This window comes from Bacillus sp. FJAT-29790 (assembly GCF_019039215.1).
GTDB lineage: Bacteria > Bacillota > Bacilli > Bacillales > Cytobacillaceae > Cytobacillus.
In genome coordinates, this window is sequence record NZ_JAHNZZ010000001.1 from 722,464 (window position 1) to 742,900 (window position 20,437).

At 39.2% G+C, this 20,437-nt stretch carries 16 protein-coding genes and 1 pseudogene; 16 read left to right on the forward strand and 1 reads right to left on the reverse strand.

The genetic code is table 11. The annotated features are described in order from the left end of the window. Nucleotide 1: 1 nt before the first annotated feature. From BGM26_RS03455 to BGM26_RS03505, 10 genes and pseudogenes are all read left to right on the forward strand, one after another. Nucleotides 2-1,462, forward strand: a complete 1,461-nt coding sequence (locus BGM26_RS03455) for an FAD-linked oxidase C-terminal domain-containing protein (protein WP_217038346.1) — start codon at nucleotides 2-4, stop codon at nucleotides 1,460-1,462. Between the two features lie 145 nt (nucleotides 1,463-1,607). Then, complete coding sequence (locus tag BGM26_RS03460; protein ID WP_217038347.1) at nucleotides 1,608-3,785, forward strand: malate synthase G; 2,178 nt, start codon at nucleotides 1,608-1,610, stop codon at nucleotides 3,783-3,785. Between the two features lie 234 nt (nucleotides 3,786-4,019). Further along, a pseudogene (locus BGM26_RS03465) lies at nucleotides 4,020-4,322 on the forward strand (fumarylacetoacetate hydrolase family protein); the annotation flags it as partial. Between the two features lie 75 nt (nucleotides 4,323-4,397). Next, nucleotides 4,398-5,165 carry an IclR family transcriptional regulator gene (locus tag BGM26_RS03470; RefSeq protein ID WP_217038348.1) on the forward strand — a complete coding sequence of 256 codons (768 nt, stop codon included), beginning with the start codon at nucleotides 4,398-4,400 and terminating at the stop codon, nucleotides 5,163-5,165. 251 nt (nucleotides 5,166-5,416) lie between these two features. Continuing rightward, nucleotides 5,417-7,210: an L-lactate permease gene (locus BGM26_RS03475; protein WP_217038349.1), complete on the forward strand. Its 1,794-nt coding sequence runs from the start codon at nucleotides 5,417-5,419 to the stop codon at nucleotides 7,208-7,210. Between the two features lie 450 nt (nucleotides 7,211-7,660). After that, the gene (gene fdhF, locus BGM26_RS21340; protein ID WP_367949266.1) at nucleotides 7,661-9,733 is read left to right on the forward strand and encodes a formate dehydrogenase subunit alpha; all 2,073 of its coding nucleotides are present in this window, start codon (nucleotides 7,661-7,663) and stop codon (nucleotides 9,731-9,733) included. Nucleotides 9,734-10,057: 324 nt separating this feature from the next. Continuing rightward, nucleotides 10,058-10,456 (forward strand): GntR family transcriptional regulator, encoded by a 399-nt coding sequence (locus tag BGM26_RS03490; RefSeq protein ID WP_217038352.1) that lies wholly within the window; start codon nucleotides 10,058-10,060, stop codon nucleotides 10,454-10,456. Next, nucleotides 10,440-11,339: an ABC transporter ATP-binding protein gene (locus BGM26_RS03495; protein WP_217038353.1), complete on the forward strand. Its 900-nt coding sequence runs from the start codon at nucleotides 10,440-10,442 to the stop codon at nucleotides 11,337-11,339. Before BGM26_RS03490 ends, BGM26_RS03495 begins: the two co-directional genes overlap by 17 nt. Beyond that, entirely contained in the window at nucleotides 11,314-13,275 is a 1,962-nt protein-coding gene (locus BGM26_RS03500; protein WP_254118962.1) for a DUF6449 domain-containing protein, read from the forward strand. Before BGM26_RS03495 ends, BGM26_RS03500 begins: the two co-directional genes overlap by 26 nt. 27 nt (nucleotides 13,276-13,302) lie before the next feature. After that, nucleotides 13,303-13,827 carry an RNA polymerase sigma factor gene (locus BGM26_RS03505; RefSeq protein ID WP_217038355.1) on the forward strand — a complete coding sequence of 175 codons (525 nt, stop codon included), beginning with the start codon at nucleotides 13,303-13,305 and terminating at the stop codon, nucleotides 13,825-13,827. Nucleotides 13,828-13,907: 80 nt separating this feature from the next. Here BGM26_RS03505 and BGM26_RS03510 read toward each other — a convergent pair whose 3' ends face one another. Further along, nucleotides 13,908-14,789, reverse strand: a complete 882-nt coding sequence (locus BGM26_RS03510; protein ID WP_217038356.1) for a LysR family transcriptional regulator — start codon at nucleotides 14,787-14,789, stop codon at nucleotides 13,908-13,910. A gap of 128 nt (nucleotides 14,790-14,917) precedes the next feature. Here BGM26_RS03510 and hutG point away from each other — a divergent pair, with 128 nt between their 5' ends. From hutG to BGM26_RS03540, 6 genes are all read left to right on the forward strand, one after another. Further along, nucleotides 14,918-15,862 (forward strand): formimidoylglutamase, encoded by a 945-nt coding sequence (gene hutG, locus BGM26_RS03515; protein WP_217038357.1) that lies wholly within the window; start codon nucleotides 14,918-14,920, stop codon nucleotides 15,860-15,862. Between the two features lie 24 nt (nucleotides 15,863-15,886). Next, nucleotides 15,887-17,089 carry a sodium/glutamate symporter gene (gene gltS / locus BGM26_RS03520; RefSeq protein WP_217038358.1) on the forward strand — a complete coding sequence of 401 codons (1,203 nt, stop codon included), beginning with the start codon at nucleotides 15,887-15,889 and terminating at the stop codon, nucleotides 17,087-17,089. Nucleotides 17,090-17,529: 440 nt separating this feature from the next. Further along, nucleotides 17,530-18,339: an extracellular solute-binding protein gene (locus BGM26_RS03525; RefSeq protein WP_217038359.1), complete on the forward strand. Its 810-nt coding sequence runs from the start codon at nucleotides 17,530-17,532 to the stop codon at nucleotides 18,337-18,339. A gap of 42 nt (nucleotides 18,340-18,381) precedes the next feature. Beyond that, the gene (locus BGM26_RS03530) at nucleotides 18,382-18,837 is read left to right on the forward strand and encodes a COG4315 family predicted lipoprotein (RefSeq protein WP_217038360.1); all 456 of its coding nucleotides are present in this window, start codon (nucleotides 18,382-18,384) and stop codon (nucleotides 18,835-18,837) included. 140 nt (nucleotides 18,838-18,977) lie between these two features. Continuing rightward, on the forward strand, nucleotides 18,978-19,496 hold the full coding sequence (locus BGM26_RS03535; protein ID WP_254119368.1) for an RNA polymerase sigma factor: 519 nt from the start codon (nucleotides 18,978-18,980) through the stop codon (nucleotides 19,494-19,496). Then, on the forward strand, nucleotides 19,493-20,227 hold the full coding sequence (locus BGM26_RS03540) for an anti-sigma factor (protein WP_217038362.1): 735 nt from the start codon (nucleotides 19,493-19,495) through the stop codon (nucleotides 20,225-20,227). Before BGM26_RS03535 ends, BGM26_RS03540 begins: the two co-directional genes overlap by 4 nt. Nucleotides 20,228-20,437: the final 210 nt, after the last annotated feature.

Consider the following 20,437-nt stretch of genomic DNA (forward strand, 5'->3'; position numbering starts at 1 on the left):
ATTGGCATTAAAAAAGATCAAATCAACTGACAAACACATTCAAAATCTAGCTGAAATTGTCGGTGGTGCTCGTTCAATTCTCTATCAAAAAGAAGATTTACTAGCGTATGACTGTGATGGGTTCACGCTACACAAGCATTTGCCAAAAGCAGTTGTTTTTCCAAAAAATACGCAGGAAGTTGCAAAGTTAGTAAAATACTGTACAGAAAACGGTCTGCCATTCCTCGCACGTGGTGCTGGAACAGGCTTGAGTGGCGGCGCGATTCCCATTAATGAGGAAGTCATTATTAGTCTAGTCCGAATGAAGCGGCTTTTAAGTGTAGATCTCGAGAATAGAAGGGCAGTCGTTGAACCAGGATATATTAATCTAAAGTTGACAAATTCGATTTCTGATAAAGGATATTACTATGCACCTGATCCTTCGAGCCAATCCTGTTGCACAATCGGCGGGAATGTGGCCGAAAATGCTGGTGGCGCTCACTGCCTTAAATATGGGGTAACGACCAATCATATTCTTGGCCTTGAGGTTGTGATGCCAAATGGGGAAATTGTTGAAATCGGCAAAAATGGAATCCTAGACGCTCCGGGCTATGATCTGCTTGGATTGATAACCGGGTCAGAAGGAACATTAGGGATTGTGACGAAAATAACCGTCCGTATTCTAAAAAATCCCGAGGGAGTGCAAACAGTCCTTGCCTATTTTGATAATGTTGAAGATGGGAGCAAGGCTGTTTCAGAGATCATTTCGGCTGGCATCGTACCTGCAGCGCTAGAAATGATGGATAAAGTCGCTATTGAAGGGGTTGAGGCAGCAGCATTCCCGGTTGGCCATCCAAAGGATATTGAAGCGGTCCTGCTCATCGAAGTAGACGGAATTGCTGCCGGGATTGATGAACAAATTAATCAAATTCTTGAAGTGTGCAAAAAGTGGAATGTCCGTGAAGTTAGAGCTGCTAAAGATGAAAAGGAGAGAGCAAGCTGGTGGGCAAACCGGAAAACTGGATTCGGGGCGATGGGCGCGATCTCACCTGACTATTTAGTTCAGGATGGAGTGATTCCAAGAAGTAAGCTTCCAGAAGTACTGAGAGGAATTAATCAAATCAGTAAAGAATCCGGTCTGCGAATCGCAAATATTTTTCATGCTGGTGATGGAAACTTGCATCCGCTAGTCCTTTTTGACGCAAGAAAACCAGGTGAAATTGAAAAGGCCTTAGTTGCCGGAAGTGCCTGTTTGAAGGTATGTGCAGATGTCGGTGGCACGATCACTGGAGAACACGGAGTCGGAATTGAAAAACGGGAAGAAATGCGCTTTGTTTTCAAAGATGAAGAAATTATCGCCCAGACTGATATACGTGAAGTCTTTAATCCACATAATCTATTAAATGCAGGAAAGCTGTTTCCAACGCCAGGACGCTGTGTGGAAATTAAGAAAGAGATGAAGGAAGCTGCTGCTATTTCTTGATCAAAATATATTTTTAGATTATTGAATAATATTTCAAACTATGTTATTCTTTTTTTAAATTAAATTTGAAACAGTGTTGCGTAATAACAAACACCATAAGAAGTACTCAATTCAAAATATGAACGAATTTAAGGAGGAAGTAAAAATGACAAATTATTCAAAAGTAGGAAATCTGCAAGTGGCTAATGAACTTTATGAGTTTATCAATGCTGAGGCTCTTCCGGGAAGCGAAGTAGAGCAAGAAAAATTTTGGCGCGGATTAGAGGAATTAATAGATGACTTAACACCTAAAAACAAACAACTGCTTGCTCGGAGGGATGAACTCCAGAACAAAATTCATTCATGGCATCGGGAGAATAAAGATTTTGATTACTCTGCGTATAAAGCGTTTTTGGAGGAAATTGGCTATCTTGAAGATGAAGGGGAGGATTTCAAGATTGCTTCGGAAGCTGTAGATGACGAAATCGCCATTCAGGCTGGACCACAGCTCGTTGTTCCTGTAAATAACGACCGCTATGCATTAAATGCGGCAAATGCCCGCTGGGGAAGCCTATATGACGCCCTTTATGGGACAGATGCCATAAGTGAAGAGGACGGAGCGGATCGCAGTGGCGGCTATAATCCGGTTCGGGGGGAAAAGGTCATCGAATTTGCGAAAGAATTCCTTGATCAGACCGTACCTCTAAAAGGTGGATCACATAAAGATGCGATTCAATATAGCGTTGTGGAAGGAAAATTAGCTGTAACACTTAGTGATGGTCAGGAGTACGGATTAGCAGATGAAGGGAAATTTGCGGGCTATCAAGGTGAGCCTGAAAAACCGGCTGCTGTTTTACTTATAAACAACGGCCTTCATTTTGAAATTCAAATTGACAAAAGTCATCCGATCGGCCAAACAGATAATGCTGGTGTTAAGGATATTCTGCTCGAAGCAGCGCTATCAACCATTATGGACTGTGAGGACTCTGTTGCAGCAGTAGATGGGGAAGACAAAGTCCTTGTTTATCGCAATTGGTTAGGTTTAATGAAGGGGGATTTATCAGCAACCTTCACAAAAGGGAATAAAACAATTACTCGCACGCTGAATCCCGACCGAAGCTATTCATCGCCAAATGGGAAACCATTCAAGCTTACTGGCCGATCCTTAATGTTTGTCCGCAATGTTGGACATTTAATGTCAATCAATGCGATTTTAGATAAAAACGGAGAGGAAATCCAAGAAGGAATTTTAGATACTGTTATGACAAGCTTGCTTGCCAAGCATTCTCTATTAGGAAATGGCCAATACCAAAATTCTTCAAAAGGATCGGTGTATATTGTCAAACCTAAAATGCATGGATCTGAAGAGGTTGCCTTTGCTAATGAGCTTTTTGATCGTGTTGAAGACTTACTTAGTTTAGGACGAAACACGCTTAAAATCGGGGTAATGGATGAAGAGCGTCGCACATCATTGAACTTAAAAGCTTGTATTCGTGAAGTAAAAGATCGTGTTGTATTCATAAATACAGGTTTTCTCGATCGGACAGGCGATGAAATGCATACTTCAATGGAAGCTGGCCCGATGATCCGAAAAAATGACATGAAGGCATCAAAATGGCTTCAAGGGTATGAAAAATCAAATGTCAATAATGGTTTGGCAACAGGCTTCCAAGGACGGGCACAAATTGGAAAAGGAATGTGGGCTATGCCTGATTTGATGGCAGAGATGGTAAAGCAAAAAATCGGTCACCCTAAGTCAGGGGCAAACACGGCATGGGTTCCGTCACCAACCGCTGCTACGCTGCATGCTCTTCATTATCATGAGGTTGATGTGAGAACAGTTCAAAACAAACTATTCGAAGAAATAAAGGATTTACGTGATGAGATTTTGCAAATTCCAGTCGCTCTGAATCCACAATGGAGCCCAGAAGAAATTCAAGCGGAACTTGATAATAATGCACAGGGGATTCTTGGCTATGTCGTTCGGTGGGTCGAGCAAGGAATCGGCTGCTCGAAGGTACCTGATATCAATAATGTCGGGCTGATGGAAGATCGTGCAACATTAAGGATTTCGAGTCAGCATGTCGCGAACTGGCTGCACCATGGAATCTGTACAGAAGAACAAGTATTAGCGACATTGCAACGGATGGCGAAAGTGGTGGATGAGCAAAATGCAGGCGATTCTGTTTATCGCCCGATGGCAGAGGATTATGACAATTCCGTCGCCTTCCAAGCCGCATGTGATCTGGTGTTCAAAGGCTATGACCAGCCAAGCGGCTATACAGAGCCGATTCTTCACCGCCGCCGGTTGGAAGCGAAGGCTAAGTTTGCTGTAAAACAATAATTTAACTTTATTCAGCAGAAGTCTCTAAACGATATAAGTGGCGAGATGAATGCAAACAGGTATTCACTTCAGTGGGGGCAAATCCCGGCTGAATAAAGTTTAGCCTCCAGCGATCCTTTAGATTTTTAAAGGGATTTATCGACAAAGCTAAGTTGAAAATCTGGGCGCAAATACGCCAAGGAGAATTTGATATTCGATTAACAGGGCATTCGGTCATTTTTGAATGCCCTGTTATTTAAACCTTTAGGTCCTGTAATCGAAACGGAACTCGATCCGTTAACGATCAAGGTTGAAGCAAGGTTGAACGATGAGGAAAAACAAAATAGCAGCACAGAATTGATGATCATCTCCATTCAGAAAATGATTTCCTATCTATCAAAAGTCATGACCTTAAAACAAGGGGACGTTATTCTTACCGGAAGTCCGGCCGGGGTGGAGTGTGTAGGGAATGGAGACGTGATTGCGTGTAAAATTAAAGAGATTGGGATTCTTCGAAATACATTCGTCACAGCTCGCGAATACGCAAAATCTCATTAATTCACACTAAATATGAGCTGAATTAACAAGCAATAATGATGGACTAAAAAGGTATGCATCAGAGGTGAGGCAAGTTTGGAAAGAGAAAATATGGTCAAGTCTGTAAGCCGTGCCTTAGATATCATCATGCTAGTCAGTATGAGAAAAGGCGGGCTAGGGGTAACGGAAATCGCGAACCAAATTGATATTAATAAAAGTTCGGTTTACCGAATTCTTTCGACCCTTGTCCAATATGGGTATGTGGAACAGGATAAAGAAACGGGCCGCTATAAATTAGGGTATAAGTTTTTAGAGGTAAGTTCGAAGCTTTTAGAGTCGATTGACTTAAGAGAAGAGGCTAGGCCATTCTTGCAGGAGCTAGAAAATGAGACGAATGAAGTCATCCACCTTGTCGTATATGATCAAGGAGAAGTCGTCTATATTGAAAAATTAGAAGGAAATGAAACATTAAGGATGCACTCGAAAGTCGGGAAACGAGCTCCGATGCACTGCACATCTGTCGGGAAGGCAATCCTTGCCCATCTTCCTTCTAGTATTGTACTCGATATTTTGGAACGAAAAGGAATGCCAGTCCATACGGATAAAACGATTACAGATAAAGAAACATTCCTTCAGGAGCTCAGCTCTGTAAGGAAAAGCGGGTTTGCTCTTGATTTAGAAGAAAATGAGTATGGAATCACTTGTATTGCTGTACCGATTTTTGATCATTTAGGAAAGGTGATTGCAGCAGTCAGTATTTCCGGTACAACGATGCGCATGGCAGATGACCGCTTAAAACAGCTGCAGTCAAGGATGATCCAGATCGGCAGTCAAATTTCGGCAAGGCTTGGGCATATTAGGTAGGATTAGTAAATGATTTTGAAGAAATTTGTTCGATATATCGAAAAAGATATATCGAACAAATTTTTTTGTTCTAAAGAGTTTGATTAAATTTCTGAATATTGTTGATATTAAAAAAACGAGCTGTATAATGGTATTTAGGTGGAAAAGATGTTGTATAACAAAAATAATATAGTTATATAATAATATTTCTACACTCGCAACAAAAGTTATCATTTGTTTGTCATTATGAATCAGAAGGAGGAAAATGTCGTATGAGTACGGGAATGTTAGCTTTTTTATCACTTTTACCGATTCTGGCTGTCGGGGTTTTTCTTGTAGGGTTAAAATGGCCAGCAAGTAAGGCGATGCCGATCTCCTATATCATTGCAGTCGGATTGGCATTCTTCATTTGGAAGGTGCCTGGGGCCAATATTGCTGCTGCATCGGTTCATGGATTGGTTGTCGCAGGAACGCTTTTGTACATTATATTCGGTTCGATACTACTTCTAAACACACTACAGGAAAGTGGTGGACTCAGCACGATTCGTCAGGGCTTTACCGATATATCTACGGATCGACGAATCCAAGTGATCATCGTTGCATGGCTATTTGGTTCATTTATTGAAGGTGCCTCAGGCTTTGGGACACCAGCGGCAGTAGCTGTTCCACTTATGGTTGGATTGGGGTTCCCAGCAATGGCAGCGGTTGTAGCAGGTATGGTTATTCAGAGTACACCTGTTTCCTTTGGAGCAGTCGGAACACCTATGCTCGTCGGAGTTGGTTCAGGTTTATCAGCAGACGCAAGCATTACGGATAACTTCCTGGCATTAATCACTGCAATTGGAGGGCAAGTTGCGATCTTGCATATGATTGCTGGTACACTTATTCCACTTTTTGTTGTAGCCTTGATGACTAGATTTTTTGGGAAAAACAAGTCATTTTCTGAAGGGATTAAAGTATGGAAGTTTGCTTTATTTGCAGCCTTCGCAATGACATTACCGTATGTCATTGTGGCAAACACACTTGGACCTGAGTTCCCTTCCATGACCGGGGGATTAGTTGGTCTCGCCATCGTCGTCTTTGCTGCAAAAAAAGGCTTCCTTATGCCATCAAAGGAAGAAAACTGGGATTTTGCCGAGAAATCAAAATGGGATCCAGAATGGAGCGGCAAGCTTGAAATTAAAGACATTTCACACCAAAATGGAAAAATGAGCATGATCCGTGCCTGGTCACCATATATTTTAGTAGGATTCTTCCTGGTGTTGACAAGACTAAAAGCACTACCATTAATGGACTGGCTGAAATCAGTGGTGTTAAAGGTAGAAAATATTTTTGGGTCCGGAATTAACTCAAGCTTTGAAATACTATTTTCGCCGGGATCTATTTTCATCTTAGTATCGATACTTACATTTTTCATTCATGGTATGAATGGAAACGCATACAAACGCGCTTGGTCGCAATCTGGAAAGACGACTCTTGCCGCATCGACAGCACTTATTTTTACCGTCCCAATGGTACAAGTATTTATTAATACGGGTGGGGGAACAGCTGGATTTGATAAAATGCCGATTGAATTGGCAAATGGAGCTGCCGCGCTAGCAGGTGAATTCTGGCCATTTTTCGCCACATTTATTGGCGGTCTCGGTGCCTTTATTGCTGGAAGTAATACAGTTAGTAATATGATGTTCGCTTTATTCCAATACAATGTCGGCTCGCAAATTGGAGTGGATGCGACATGGATTGTTGCTCTACAGGCTGTTGGCGGAGCTGCAGGTAACATGATCTGTGTTCACAACGTCGTAGCCGCATCGGCAGTAGTTGGTCTCGTCGGGAAAGAAGGTACTGTCATCCGTAAAACACTGTTCCCATTCGTATACTATGCCTTATTATCTGGAGCAGTAGGTTACTCAATTGTTTGGTACTCACAAAAGGGCATCTTCAACATTGGATCATTCATCGCAGTTGCCATCGCATTCGCCGCAGTATACATCATTGCAACCAATAATAGGCGAGCGAATTTACTTCTTAGTCATAACTCCTCATCAGATGTGAAATCAGCGAAGTAAGAACAAGTCGCACCTATCCAAGCTTTAACTTCTAGAGGCTAAGCGCTGGATCTGGATGCTGAAAACGCTCAAATGATAAATCTATAATTTCCGATGTAATAAATGAAAGTCAGGGAGATGCAGACCTGACTTTTATTCGTTTATTGACGATTTAGGGGGGAGAAAAACCCCCTGGAAGAAGGTTCATTTTATTCCCACCTATTAACCAAATTAGCAGATTGTAGTATAATAGAAAGGTATAGCAAGCTTTGCAAGCTCAGCTATTGAAACGACTTGAAGTATTGTTGCCTTAAGGGATAAGCTACTAAACCTCAGAAGAAAAGGCAGCAAAACCCACACGGATGGAAGTTTCATTTTATGTGATGGAAGTTTCTTTGTTTTAGGGGCTGGTGGGGTTTTTCCATGCCTTAAAAAGGATTTTCTTATCAATAACATAAGGGAGGTCGCATAATGGGAGAGGCTGCAAAAGTAAAAACAGTTTGTGGTTATTGCGGGACAGGATGTGGATTAGTTCTCGAAGTAGAGGATAATAAAATTGTCAAAATAAGAGGGGACAGGGAAGCACCTGTCAACAAAGGACAAACATGTGTCAAAGGATCATTTGCCTATGAATATGTTCATGCCAAAAGCCGTTTAACATCCCCGCTTATTCGCAAAGCAGGACAGCTTGTTGAGACATCTTGGGAAGAGGCCTATCAGTTTATTGTTGAAAAACTACAAGGAATCAAGGCTCAATTTGGCCCAGAAGCGATAACAATGTTTGCAACTGCTAGAAGTACAAATGAAGTGAATTACATCACACAAAAATTTATGAGAACAATTATCGGAAGCAATAATATCGATGGCTGTAACCGAACCTGACACGCTCCAAGCGTTGCCGGTCTGGCGACTGTGTTTGGCAGTGGATTTCCAACTAATACTTTAGAAGATTTTGACAAGGCTGAAGTACTCTTGTTAATGGGTTCAAATACAACAGAAGCTCATCCGATCATTGCAAATAGAATGAAAAAAGCGGTCAAATCAGGCTTGAAAATTATTGTGATTGATCCACGGAAAATTGATATGGTTAAGAGTTCCCACCGTCATTTGCAAATTCAAGTCGGATCAGATATTGCCCTGATGAATGCAATGATTCATGTGATTATCAATGAGGAATTATATGATCCAGCATTTATCAGTAAACATACGGTTGATTTTGATACATTAAAGGAGCAAGTGAAAAAATACACACCAGAATATGCAGCGGTAATAACTGGCCTATCGGCTCAAGATATCATTGACACGGCCAGAGAATATGCAAAAGCGGACAAAGCGATGATCGCATATACTTTAGGGATTACCGAGCACCATTGTGGCGTTAATAACGTTTTTGATGTTGCCAATCTTGCTTTATTGACAGGACATATCGGAAAAGAAGGAAGCGGGATCATGCCATTGCGCGGGCAGAACAATGTTCAAGGTGCGGGCGATATGGGATGTTTGCCGAATCAGCTTCCTGGTGCTGTGAGCATAACAAATGATGAATACCGCGGGCGTTTTGAAAAAGCTTGGGATGTCAAAATCAATCCGATTGCGGGAGATACACAAACAAGGGCATTTGAAAAAATGGAAAATGGCAAAGTGAAAGCGCTTTATTGCATTGGTGAAAACCCGCTAATGGCAGATGTTCATATGAATCATACCCAAAAACTGCTAGAGAAGCTGGACCTTTTGATCGTGCAGGATATTTTCCTAACTGAAACCGCAAAATTAGCGGATGTTGTCCTTCCTGCCAGATCATGGGGAGAAGTAGAAGGGACGTATACAAATACGGATCGTCGAATTCAGCGCGTGCGAAAAGCGGTAGAACCGCATCCGAACATTAAGGATGACTGGGAGATTCTTTGCGAGATATCAACAAGAATGGGCTATTCAATGAGCTATAATAGCAGCGAAGAGATATGGGATGAAATGCGCTCGCTTGCATGGGAAATGTATGGCGGCATGCCTTACTCAAGATTGGATCGGGAATACAGTGTCCATTACCCTTGTCCTGACGAGTCGCACCCTGGAACGTTGATTTTGCATGAAAGGTATCATGACCAAAGTGAAGGCAGCAGTAAACCATCTCCATTTGTACCAGTAATGTATACCGAACCTGTCGAAATGCCGGATGAGGAGTATCCATTTACTCTAACAACAGGCAGACGCTATGAATCTTATAATACACATACGCAAACGACTTTTTATGCGAGTGGGGTCAAAATCAAGCAAACAGAAGAAACGGCAGATATTCACCCGGATGATGCAAGTAAACTAGGAATCGAAACCGATGATTTGGTCGAAGTCAGCTCGAGAAGGGGCAGTGTAATCGTAAAAGTGAAAGTGACTGATCAAGTTGTTCCTGGACTTGTCTTTATGAGCTTCCACTTCAGCGATGTTCCGACAAATGTTCTGACAATTAATGAATTCGATCCGATTTCCGGTACAGCAGAATTTAAAGCATGTGCGGTGAAACTCACACCTGTAAAAGCGGCTAACTAGTTCGAAGTTATAAAGGAAAAGAGATGTGGGTAAAACCTCATCTCTTTTCCTTTTTTCTGTGTAAAAACTAAATCGTCGTTGGATTCGTTGAACAAGCCTTGATGTACGTAGTAATCACCAGCGCAGTGAAATGAAGCCGACGACATTTACATACTTGGTTGAGATTGCAAAATCATGTTTTTTATTTATGTTAAGAATTAAAATTCAATCAATTTAATTAATTTCTCAAAAACCTCTTCCCTTTTCCTAAAAGATGCCATATAATCAAACTGTATTAACTGTACTATGAATAGTAATACACTACATACAGATGGGAGGGTAAGTATGTTTGAGTTAGATGTAAGGAGTCGCAAACCAATATATGAACAGTTGGTTGAGAGATTAAAAGAGATGGTTATTACTGAAGTACTGAAAACGGATGAACAGTTGCCATCTGTAAGAACGCTAGCACAGCAGTTGACGATCAATCCAAATACAATTCAAAAAGCCTATCGCGAGCTAGAGACGCAAGGCTATATATATTCAATTAAAGGAAAGGGAAGTTTTGTTAGTCCGGCAAGTCCAACACAAAATGGGGAGAAGTTGATGAAAGTGAAAAATGAACTGGCTAAACTCCTTTCTGAGGCATTGTATCTCGGGATGTCTGCAGACGAATTATTCACAATGATAAAAGAAATCGAAGTTACGATCGGAGGTGGAATTGATATTGATCAAGATCAGTAATGTACGAAAATCATTTGAAGAGCTAGAAGCACTTGAAAATGTGAGCATTCAAGTGAATAAAGGATCTATTTATGGGTTACTTGGATCAAACGGTGCGGGGAAAACGACGCTATTAAAGCTGTTAGCAGGGATTTACGTTCAAGATGAAGGCGAAGTTGCCATTGATGGACAACCGGTCTTTGAAAACCTAGGGACCAAACAGAAAATCTTTTTCATTCCCGATTTCCCTTATTTTTTACCGCAATATACGGTCAAACAAATGGCGCAGTTTTATCAAAATATCTATCTAAGCTGGGATCAGATCCGGTATGAAGAGCTCGTTCAGTTTTTTCAAATGGATGTTCAGAAAAAAATCCATAAGTTTTCAAAGGGGCTACAAAGGCAAGCAGCTTTTATCCTTGCATTAGCAACGAAGCCTGAAGTACTCATCCTCGATGAACCAATGGATGGTTTAGATCCAGTGATGAGGAAAAAAGTGAAAACCTTATTGATTGAAGATGTGGCAGAGAGAGAAATGACGGTGTTAATTTCATCGCATAACTTAAGAGAAGTCGAAGATATTTGCGACTATGTAGGAATCATGCATAAAGGTCAAATCATCATCGAAAAAGAATTAGATGACCTGAAATCAGATACGCATAAAATTCAGTTAGCATTTAAAGAGAAACTCCCATCTGGAATCTTTGAAAATATGAAACTGCTTCATCAAGAACAAAGAGGAAGCGTCCTTCTTTGCATTGTGAAAGGCAATGAAGAAGAAATCGTCGCTGGTATCAATCTATATAAGCCGGTTGTTTTCGATATCCTGCCGCTTACATTAGAAGAAATCTTTATTTATGAAATGGGGGATGTTGGCTATGCAGTCCAAAATATCCTTGGTTAATCGCGAGTTTTGGCTGACGATCACCCGCAGTGTCGGATGGGTGTCGATCGTGTATTTTCTTGGCTTGTTTATTTGTATTCCTATGAATATTTTGATGAATGCATCTGGAGAAAAACGATTGTTCGTAAGGGTGGGGAATTTATTTCAGCATGAATTGGAAATTCAATTTATCTTAATGATTGGGATTCCCGTGCTTTTAGCCGTCTTTCTATTTCGTTTTTTGCAAGTGAAGCAATATAGTGATTTAATCCATAGCTTGCCGATTAAACGAGAAAGAATCTTTCATCAATATGCGATTGCTGGGTTCATCTATTTAACACTTCCGGTAATTTTCATCGCATTGATTCTATTAGCTCTTTATATCCCATTAGAGTTGAGTGATTTCTTTACGATAAGTGAAATTTTTTCATGGCTTGGGATCACGATTTTGTTCAATACATTAATCTATATGTCAGGCGTAATGCTTGCAATGGTAACGGGGGTATCAGCCGTTCAAGGGGCATTAACCTATGTTCTTTTATTGCTGCCGCTCGGCTTTCTTACGCTAATCAACTTTAATCTTCCGTATTTTCTATATGGATTTCCGAGTGAATACTTTTCTGAAATAAAATATGTTACTTTTTCACCAATTGTTGCTGCCGGAGATCTCTATAGTCGGCCAATTGGGACAACGGTAATTATTAGTTATCTGTTTGTCACTTTAATCTTGTACGGATTAGCTTTAGTTATTTATAAACGTAGAAAAGTTGAAGCAGTATCACAAGCTCTCGTTTTTCCAATTCTCAAACCAATTTTTATATATGGCGTGACTTTTTGCGCCATGCTTGTAGGTGGTTTGTATTTAGGAACAATGGGCGGTGATAAACTTTGGGTTGTTGCAGGATATGTGTTTGGAGCGATTTTAGGCTATTACATAGCAGAGATGGTCTTGCAAAAAACATGGCGGGTATTTAATCAAGTAAAAGGATTGCTCATTTATACAGGCGTGATGGCTGTAGTTGTCATCTTATTCCAATTCGATTTCACCCAGTATGAAAAAAAGATTCCGAACATCGATGAAATCGAACGTGTTCATTTGAGTAACAGCCCTTATTATTATCGCGATTCAATCGAAGACGGAGAAGGACGTTTTTATCTACAAGAGCCAGATAATATTGCATTAGTGCGCGGGTTACAAAAGGAAATTATTGCTGATAAACATAAAAATAAGGCAAAGAAATCAGAGCATAAATGGGCATTTTTCATTTATGAATTGAAAAATGGCAAGAAAATGGTACGTAATTATGTGATTGATGAAAGAGAGTATGCCAACTACTATCAACCAATCTATGAATCAAAAGAGTATAAAATGAAAACGAATGAAATTTTTCAAGTGAAAGATGAACAAGTGGATCGAATTTCTATTTTAACTTATGGCCCAATCGACAAAAGGGTAGTCATCGCTGCTCCGAGTGAGATCAAAGAAGTAATTGAGGTTCTTAAGGACGATGTCGATTCAGCCACTTTTGAACAAATCATCGATGAAAAAGAAGGATATGCGACTATTGAGTTATTGTTAAGTGATAAAAAGACCGTCGGAATGGAATGGAGACGATCTTACAAAGGGTTTGACAAATGGCTTGAACAAAAGGGCTTGCGTGATCAGGCTAAAGTAACTGTTGATGATCTATCATACGCCCTCATCGTCCCGAGAAAGGATCTGCAATTCAGTCCAATGGGATTTAATCATGAAGAACTATTTGCTGAAATGGAAAAGGCTACCACCGTGTTAAAAGTGACCGACAAAAGCATGCTAGAAGAAAGTCTTGAAAATGCCCATTGGTCTAGTAATGGGAAGTATATTGTCGGATTCTACTATAAAAATAATAGAACAATATATATACAAAGCTTTGCAGGCAAAGATATACCGGACTTTGTGAAAGAGCATTTTCAATAAAATAATCATTTGGGAGGGAGGATGCATATGGACAACAACCGTTTGTTTGATTTGAAGGAAATATGCGATCTATACAGCAAGCGGCTATTGCATATTGCTTACTGTATTACGAGAGACTATCATCTTGCTCAAGATGTCGTACAGGAAGCCCTTCTTAAAGCCTATCGAAATCGTGATCGCATTCAGGAGCAGGAGAAACTAGGAGCCTGGCTGTCGTCGATTACGACACGAACAGCGATTGACTTCGTCAGAAAAGAAAGGCGAATAAATGAAAGGCTAGATTGTTATATGGACCTTGAAAATGTGGATGTGCACATGAACCAAAACGTCGAAAAAGAAGTGGAAATAAATCTATTTAACGAACAAATCCACCGTGAAATTAATTCCCTTCCACCTGACCAAAAGAATGTGTTATTACTAAAAATTAAGCACGGATTAAAAGAAAAAGAAATTGCTGAAATGCTCCGACTAAATCCAAGCACCGTAAAAACAAGGTTATATCGTGTTCGGAAGCACCTGAAAGGGATGCTGCTGGAGAGAGAATTGGCTTGAAAGGTTATTATGAGCCCCCCTGGATCAATGCCCAGGGGGGCGTTTTTCAATCCTAAACCCCCACTAATTGACGTTTTACCTTATTTAAAAAAGCTTTGAACCTTTTCTATTAGCTCCTCAACAGCAGGAGATAGATAACGATCTTTTAAATAAGCAAGATAAACTGTACGTTCCAAATACTCTGATTCAATAGTATGAGTAGCGATATTTGGATTTAAGTTATATTTAATATAGCTTTCCGGTAGGATCGTAATGCCAAGACCTTGTTCAACTAGGCTGCAGGCTGTTTCAAATCGCTCAATTTCATATCGAATGTGATGGTTTATTTTTTCTTTTTCGAACGCATTTAATATATCCTCTCTTGTTTGAAATCCTATTGTACTAATTATTAAATCTCTGCCTTGCAAGTCAGGAAGAGTGACAACATCTAATAGATTTAGCGGATCCTCATTATGTGTGACGAGGATTAACTTTTCGTGGTAAATGGGAATCAGTATAATTTCTTCTTTGTGTATCGGCTGATTTGTAATCGTAAAATGGACATCATAATGAATGAGTGAATCAAACACTTTTCTTTTTCCCAATAGCTCTTTAAATTGAAAATGGATTTTAGGGGAATTCGCTTTAAATTTTTTAACAACCTTTGGAAGCCAGAATTTAGCGGATTCAATCATTCCGATCGAAATATTACCACTTCCCATTTGTTTCATTTCATCAAGTTCTTTGAGCATATTGTCGAATTTTCTTACTAGTTCTAAGGATTTCTCATAAAAAACACTTCCGGCATCAGTTAATGCAAATCCCCGAGTGCTCCTCTCGAGCAGCTGAAAGCCTACATTATCTTCTAATTTCTTAATGGCATTGCTTAATGAAGGTTGAGAAATGTGCAGGATTTTGGCAGCTTTAGAATAATGCTTTTCTTGGACGACTGTAACAAAATAACGCAGTTGGCGAAGATCCATATTATATTCTCCCTTTATTTATAGTTAAAAACTATATATTAATATAATTTTCGTATTGGTAATAATATATTTATCAATTTATAATTTCATTAAAGCTATTACTCAGAATTTTTTTAAAAGGAGAAGCCATGTATACTGAACCATCAAAAGAAAATTGGTATGGACGAATTGACAGCAATACAGATCCTTTAAGTTTTAGATTTCATCAAAGAGTTAATTTGAAAGGATTGCCATCTGTTACTGCTAATGAAAAAACATTTGGAATCATCGGGTTCAAGTGCGATGCAGGAGTTAATCGTAATAAAGGTCGTATTGGCGCAGCAGAAGCTCCGGATAAAATCAGACAGGCATTGGCTAAACTTCCTTGTCATTTATCGGACCAGACAGAAGTCTTGGATGCTGGAGATGTTCATTGTGAAGGTGACCAAATGGAAGAGGCGCAATCAAATTTAGGTGAAGCTGTTGCTTACCTTTTGAACAAAGGAGTAATTCCAATCATTTTAGGAGGAGGTCACGAAACATTTTATGGGCACTATCTTGGAGCTAGGCAATCGATTGGCCCGAACGCCAATCTAGGAATAATTAATATAGACGCCCATTTTGATTTACGATCCTATGAGGAACAAAGCTCATCAGGTACAATGTTTAAGCAAATTCTAGACAATGATCCACAGTGCGGCTATTTTTGTGCCGGAATACAAAAGTCTGGGAATACAATGGCCCTATTTGCTACTGCAAAACAGTATAATGTTGACTACATTTTAGAAGAAGAAATGACAATATCTGATGTAGAAAGAGTAAGGGAACAGATTGATCATTTTATTAACAAATATGATCATGTCATCCTTACTTTATGTACAGATGCCATTAATTCTGCGTATGCCCCGGGTGTTAGTGCCCCATCTCCATTCGGTCTTGAACCAAAAGTAGTGCGTTATTTAGTACGCCATATCGTCTCAAATGACAAAACCCTTTCATTTGATATATCCGAAGTAAATCCTACCGTTGATGAAAACAATAAGACAGTTGCGTTGGCAGCACAGTTAGTTAATGAAGCAATAATAAACTTTTAATAACATGATTATCGGGGGTAACATATGAATCTGGAATTAAATCAAATAACAACCGTATTTCTAGCAGTGGCTCTTCTGATGGCTGGTGGACTGCTAATTAATAAATTAAGTTTTTTGAAACGCTTTTGTATTCCCGCACCAGTTGTAGGGGGATTACTATTCGCTATTCTTGTAACCGTATTAAAACAGACGGAAATATTAAATATTTCATTAGATACATCTTTACAAAGCCTTTTTATGCTCACATTCTTTACTACTGTAGGATTAGGAGCAAGCTTTAAACTCGTCAAGCTTGGTGGAAAGCTGCTCGTAATTTACTGGATCGCGTGCGGATTCTTAGCACTAGCTCAAAATCTTATTGGCATAACACTTGCGAAAGTTCTTGGCTTAGAGCCATTACTAGGGATTATGGTTGGTGCTGTTTCCATGGAAGGCGGTCATGGTGCAGCAACAGCCTTTGGTGGAACCTTAGAAGAGCTTGGTATCAATTCGGCCTTATCTGTCGGTCTTGCAGCTGCAACCTTTGGTCTGGTTGCGGGAGGGTTAGTTGGAGGACCTACAGTAAAATACTTAATAACGAAATACAAATTGAAGCCGACAGAAACGGAGGCAGCTGAAGAGGTATCAGCTGCCAATGAAACTGGAGAGTCATCCAAAGGGATCAACTCTCATAAGTTCATGACTCAAATTCTCATCATCACTTTATGTATGGCTGCGGGTTCTTACTTAGGTGAGTTATTTTCAAAAGCGACAGGCTTTGTCCTTCCGAGTTATGTTGGTGCAATGTTTTTAGCCGTTATCTTTCGAAACATCCTTGATAGTATTAATAAAGAGGCTGTAGATATGAAGAGCATCAATCTAATTGGCGATGTAACACTAGGAATATTCCTTTCAATGGCACTAATGAGTATTAAATTATGGGAAGTGGCTGATTTAGCATTGCCAATGCTAGTGATTGTATTTGTTCAAGTACTTTTCATTGTCCTTTTAGGCATTTTCGTATTATTTAAATTGCTGGGCAAAAATTATGATGCTGCTGTAATGGTCGGAGGGTTTACAGGACATGGACTAGGTGCTACGCCGAATGCAATGGCGAACATGTCAGCCATTACGGAACAATTTGGACCATCCAGAAAAGCATTTCTAATTGTTCCGATAGTAGGTGCGTTTTTAATCGACGTATTTGCCATGCCGATTATTATTACGAGTATTAATTTATTGAAATAAAATTGTTCGGACTCAATCGTGTTAATGAAAGTGATATCAATAGATTTGTGCAAAACGTCCCGGTCCAAAGGGACGTTTTTTGTTGTGACAAAATAAAAGGGAAGCTGTAGGGTGAAATCACAAGACGAATGAAACTGCCAGTAGGAACAAAATTACATTTAACTATTGATGAATCGATCCTTTAATTGATTGTGCAGTTTGATGGAGAAGAGGTGTACTATTTTGCATTGATTGAAGGTTAAGCTTGTAGTAATTAACAAATAAGAGAAGAAGCACTTGCTATCAAGCTAAAAGACTAGTTGATTGCAAGTGCTTTTTCATCATTTAAAATAAAAAAATGGAACTTTCCGACTATTTTGATCTTAACATCAAACCGTTTTCAATTTCATTTCGTTTCCTTTAAATGAACGGGAACAAAATAATAAATTGGAGGAATGAAGATGAAGAGAGCACTTTTCCTATCTGCCCTTCTTTTGGTTATATTCACGGTTGCAGGATTGTCGGCATTCGCGAATTTTGATCAGCTTTCGGGGTCCCAAACGCTATCTAAATCTAAATCCATCGAGAATGATGGCGTCATTAGAGTGTATGGGCCAGGCGGACCACTAGGACCAATAAAGGAAGTAGCAGAAAAATTTTCATCTGAAACGGGAATCAAAGTAATTGTGACGGCTGGTCCTGAAACAAATTGGATTGATCAGGCAAAGCAGGATGCGGATATCATTTACGGAGGTTCTGAGTATATGCTTCGTAATTTTATGTTCGACTATCCAAGGATGATTAATGACAAAACGCTCTCAGAATTATATCCACGATCAGCAGGAATATTGGTCCGGAAAGGAAATCCGAAGAAGATACAAACCTTAGAAGATTTAACGAAAAAAGGTGTGAAAATTGTAGATGTAAATGGTGCAGGACAACTTGGTCTGTGGGAGGATTTAGCGGGCAGAAAAGGACTGATAACAGAAATCAGCAATAATATTGATATCTCTGTGAAGTCCAGTGCTGAAGCGATTGAGTTATGGAAATCAAATGCTAAGTTAGATGCATGGATTACATATGAATCCTGGCATTACCGTCTTGAGGATGTAACGGAACTAGTTGAACTCCCGGAAGAAGAAAAGCTTTACAGAGGAACACCGATAGCTCTTACGAACATCACAAGTAATAAAAAAGAAGCACAACGATTCATTGATTATTTAAAAACGGAATCTTCTCACAAAGTCTTTCAAAAATGGGGATGGAAGTAGTGGAAAAAAGTCGAAAATTATCAGAATCTAGGAGGAATGAAAATGAAAAAGTTAGTACTTACATTAGTGATGTTTTCTATTATCTTGGTGTTAGTGGCCTGTGGTAACAGTGAAGTCGAAAAAACAGATGGGAAACAAACAGAGCAAGTACAAGCTGACAGCCTAAAATCATTAGAGAATGAAGGTGTTGGTAAATACTTAGCTGATTCAAAGGGAATGACTTTATATTACTTTACAAAAGATGAGTCAGGTAAAAGTAATTGCAGCGGAGAGTGTCTGGGCAATTGGCCGGCATTTACAGAGGAAAGTTTTACAGTTCCGGAAGGATATAATCAAAAAGATTTTGGTGTTATTACTAGGGAAGAAAACGGAATAAAACAAAGAACCTATAAAGGTTATCCCCTATATTACTTTGTAAAAGATCAAAAAGAAGGGGATATCAACGGTCAAGGTGTTAAAGATGTGTGGTTTGTTGTAAATAACGAAACCGAATTTTAATAACCTTGCTAATTGCAAAGGAACTATCAAATAGGATGGTTCCTTTACTTATCTCAAGATAGTATAATGACAGAAATCTATTTTGATTTAATAGTAGGGAGTGCATAGATAGAGTGAATGAAAAACACGATGGGGAATTAATGGAATTAGTGAACAGAAAACACCGTCCTGCTTTGGAAGAGCTCTATAATCGATACATAAAACTGGTGTATAGTTTTGTTATTAAGTTCACTAATGGAAACGAAGAAAAGGCAAAAGAAATTATTCAATTAGTTTTTTTAAGGCTATGGACAACAAACAGCTGCTATGATCCCGAAAAAGGTCACTTTGTTAATTGGCTCTTAACCATAGCCCGCAATATTTGTATCGACTATCTACGAAAAGAGAAGATACTTTTACAAAATCATCAAAATCAGATGATCGATATTGAAGACCCAGTCAACGAAATTGATCAAAGAGTGAATGTTAGTGAAATTACCGCAGCGAAAAACGAATTAACGAAGCCACAAAGAAAATTAATAGATATGTTATATTGGAAAGGCTATTCTCTTACTGAGATAGCGAAGCTTGAAAATGAGCCACTGGGTACGATTAAGAACAGGCTGCACCAAGCGCTCAAACGGTTAAAGAAGCATTTAGAACTGGAGGATTCAAAATGAGAAGGGAATGTGATAACTTACTTTTATATATTGCAAATGAATTAAATGACAATAAACAAATGGAATTTGAGGAGCATTTAAACCATTGTACGGAATGTACAAAAGAGTATAAAGAATTATCCCAAGCTTGGAGTGCTTTACAATTTGATTATATAGAGACAGATGTCCCTGAGTCTTTAAAAGAAGAAGTGCTCGATTTCGTTTTCAAACATGATACTGATAGCCTCTATGAACCACTTTTTTCAAAATTAAAAGAGTTTGTCAGAGTACTTCAAAAGCAATTTACTCCTTTTACTGCCGGCATTATTACACTCCTTTTCATCGCCATGGCAGGTCTTGGAATATGGAGTGTTCAGCAAACAATTCATCAAGAGGCAATTCCAAAAAATGAACCGATCGAAATTTTATCAGCCATCCCTTTAAAAGCATCCGAACATAGTCATTTGAAAACGGGCGGTATGGCCTATATTGTTCAGCAAGGATCAAGGAAAAATTTAGTGGTTCAAGTATACCAATTGCCTAAAATAGAAGGTTCGGAGGTTTATCAGGTATGGATCCTAAAAAACAGCAAAAGAGAAGACGGCGGAATATTCAAACCTGACGAGAATGGATACGGAAAACTAACCTATCAGTTAGCGGAAGGGCAAATTTTTGACCAGATTGGGATCACAGTAGAACCGGACTCGAATAGTACACAGCCTAGAGGAGTGAGGATTGTAGGGTCATTATAGAATAAACGAGTCTAGAAAATGCGATATCGCATATTTAGATTTTTAACAAAAACATGAAAATATATGTTTAAAAATTTATAACTACTATTTTTTTGAATATTTCATGAACTTTGTCAGAAGTCGTACTTTCACATACCATGCTAGTGATAATGAACAAAAAAACATCATTTTACTTACGAACAGGCTGAATGGCCTGTTCTTTATTTTGCG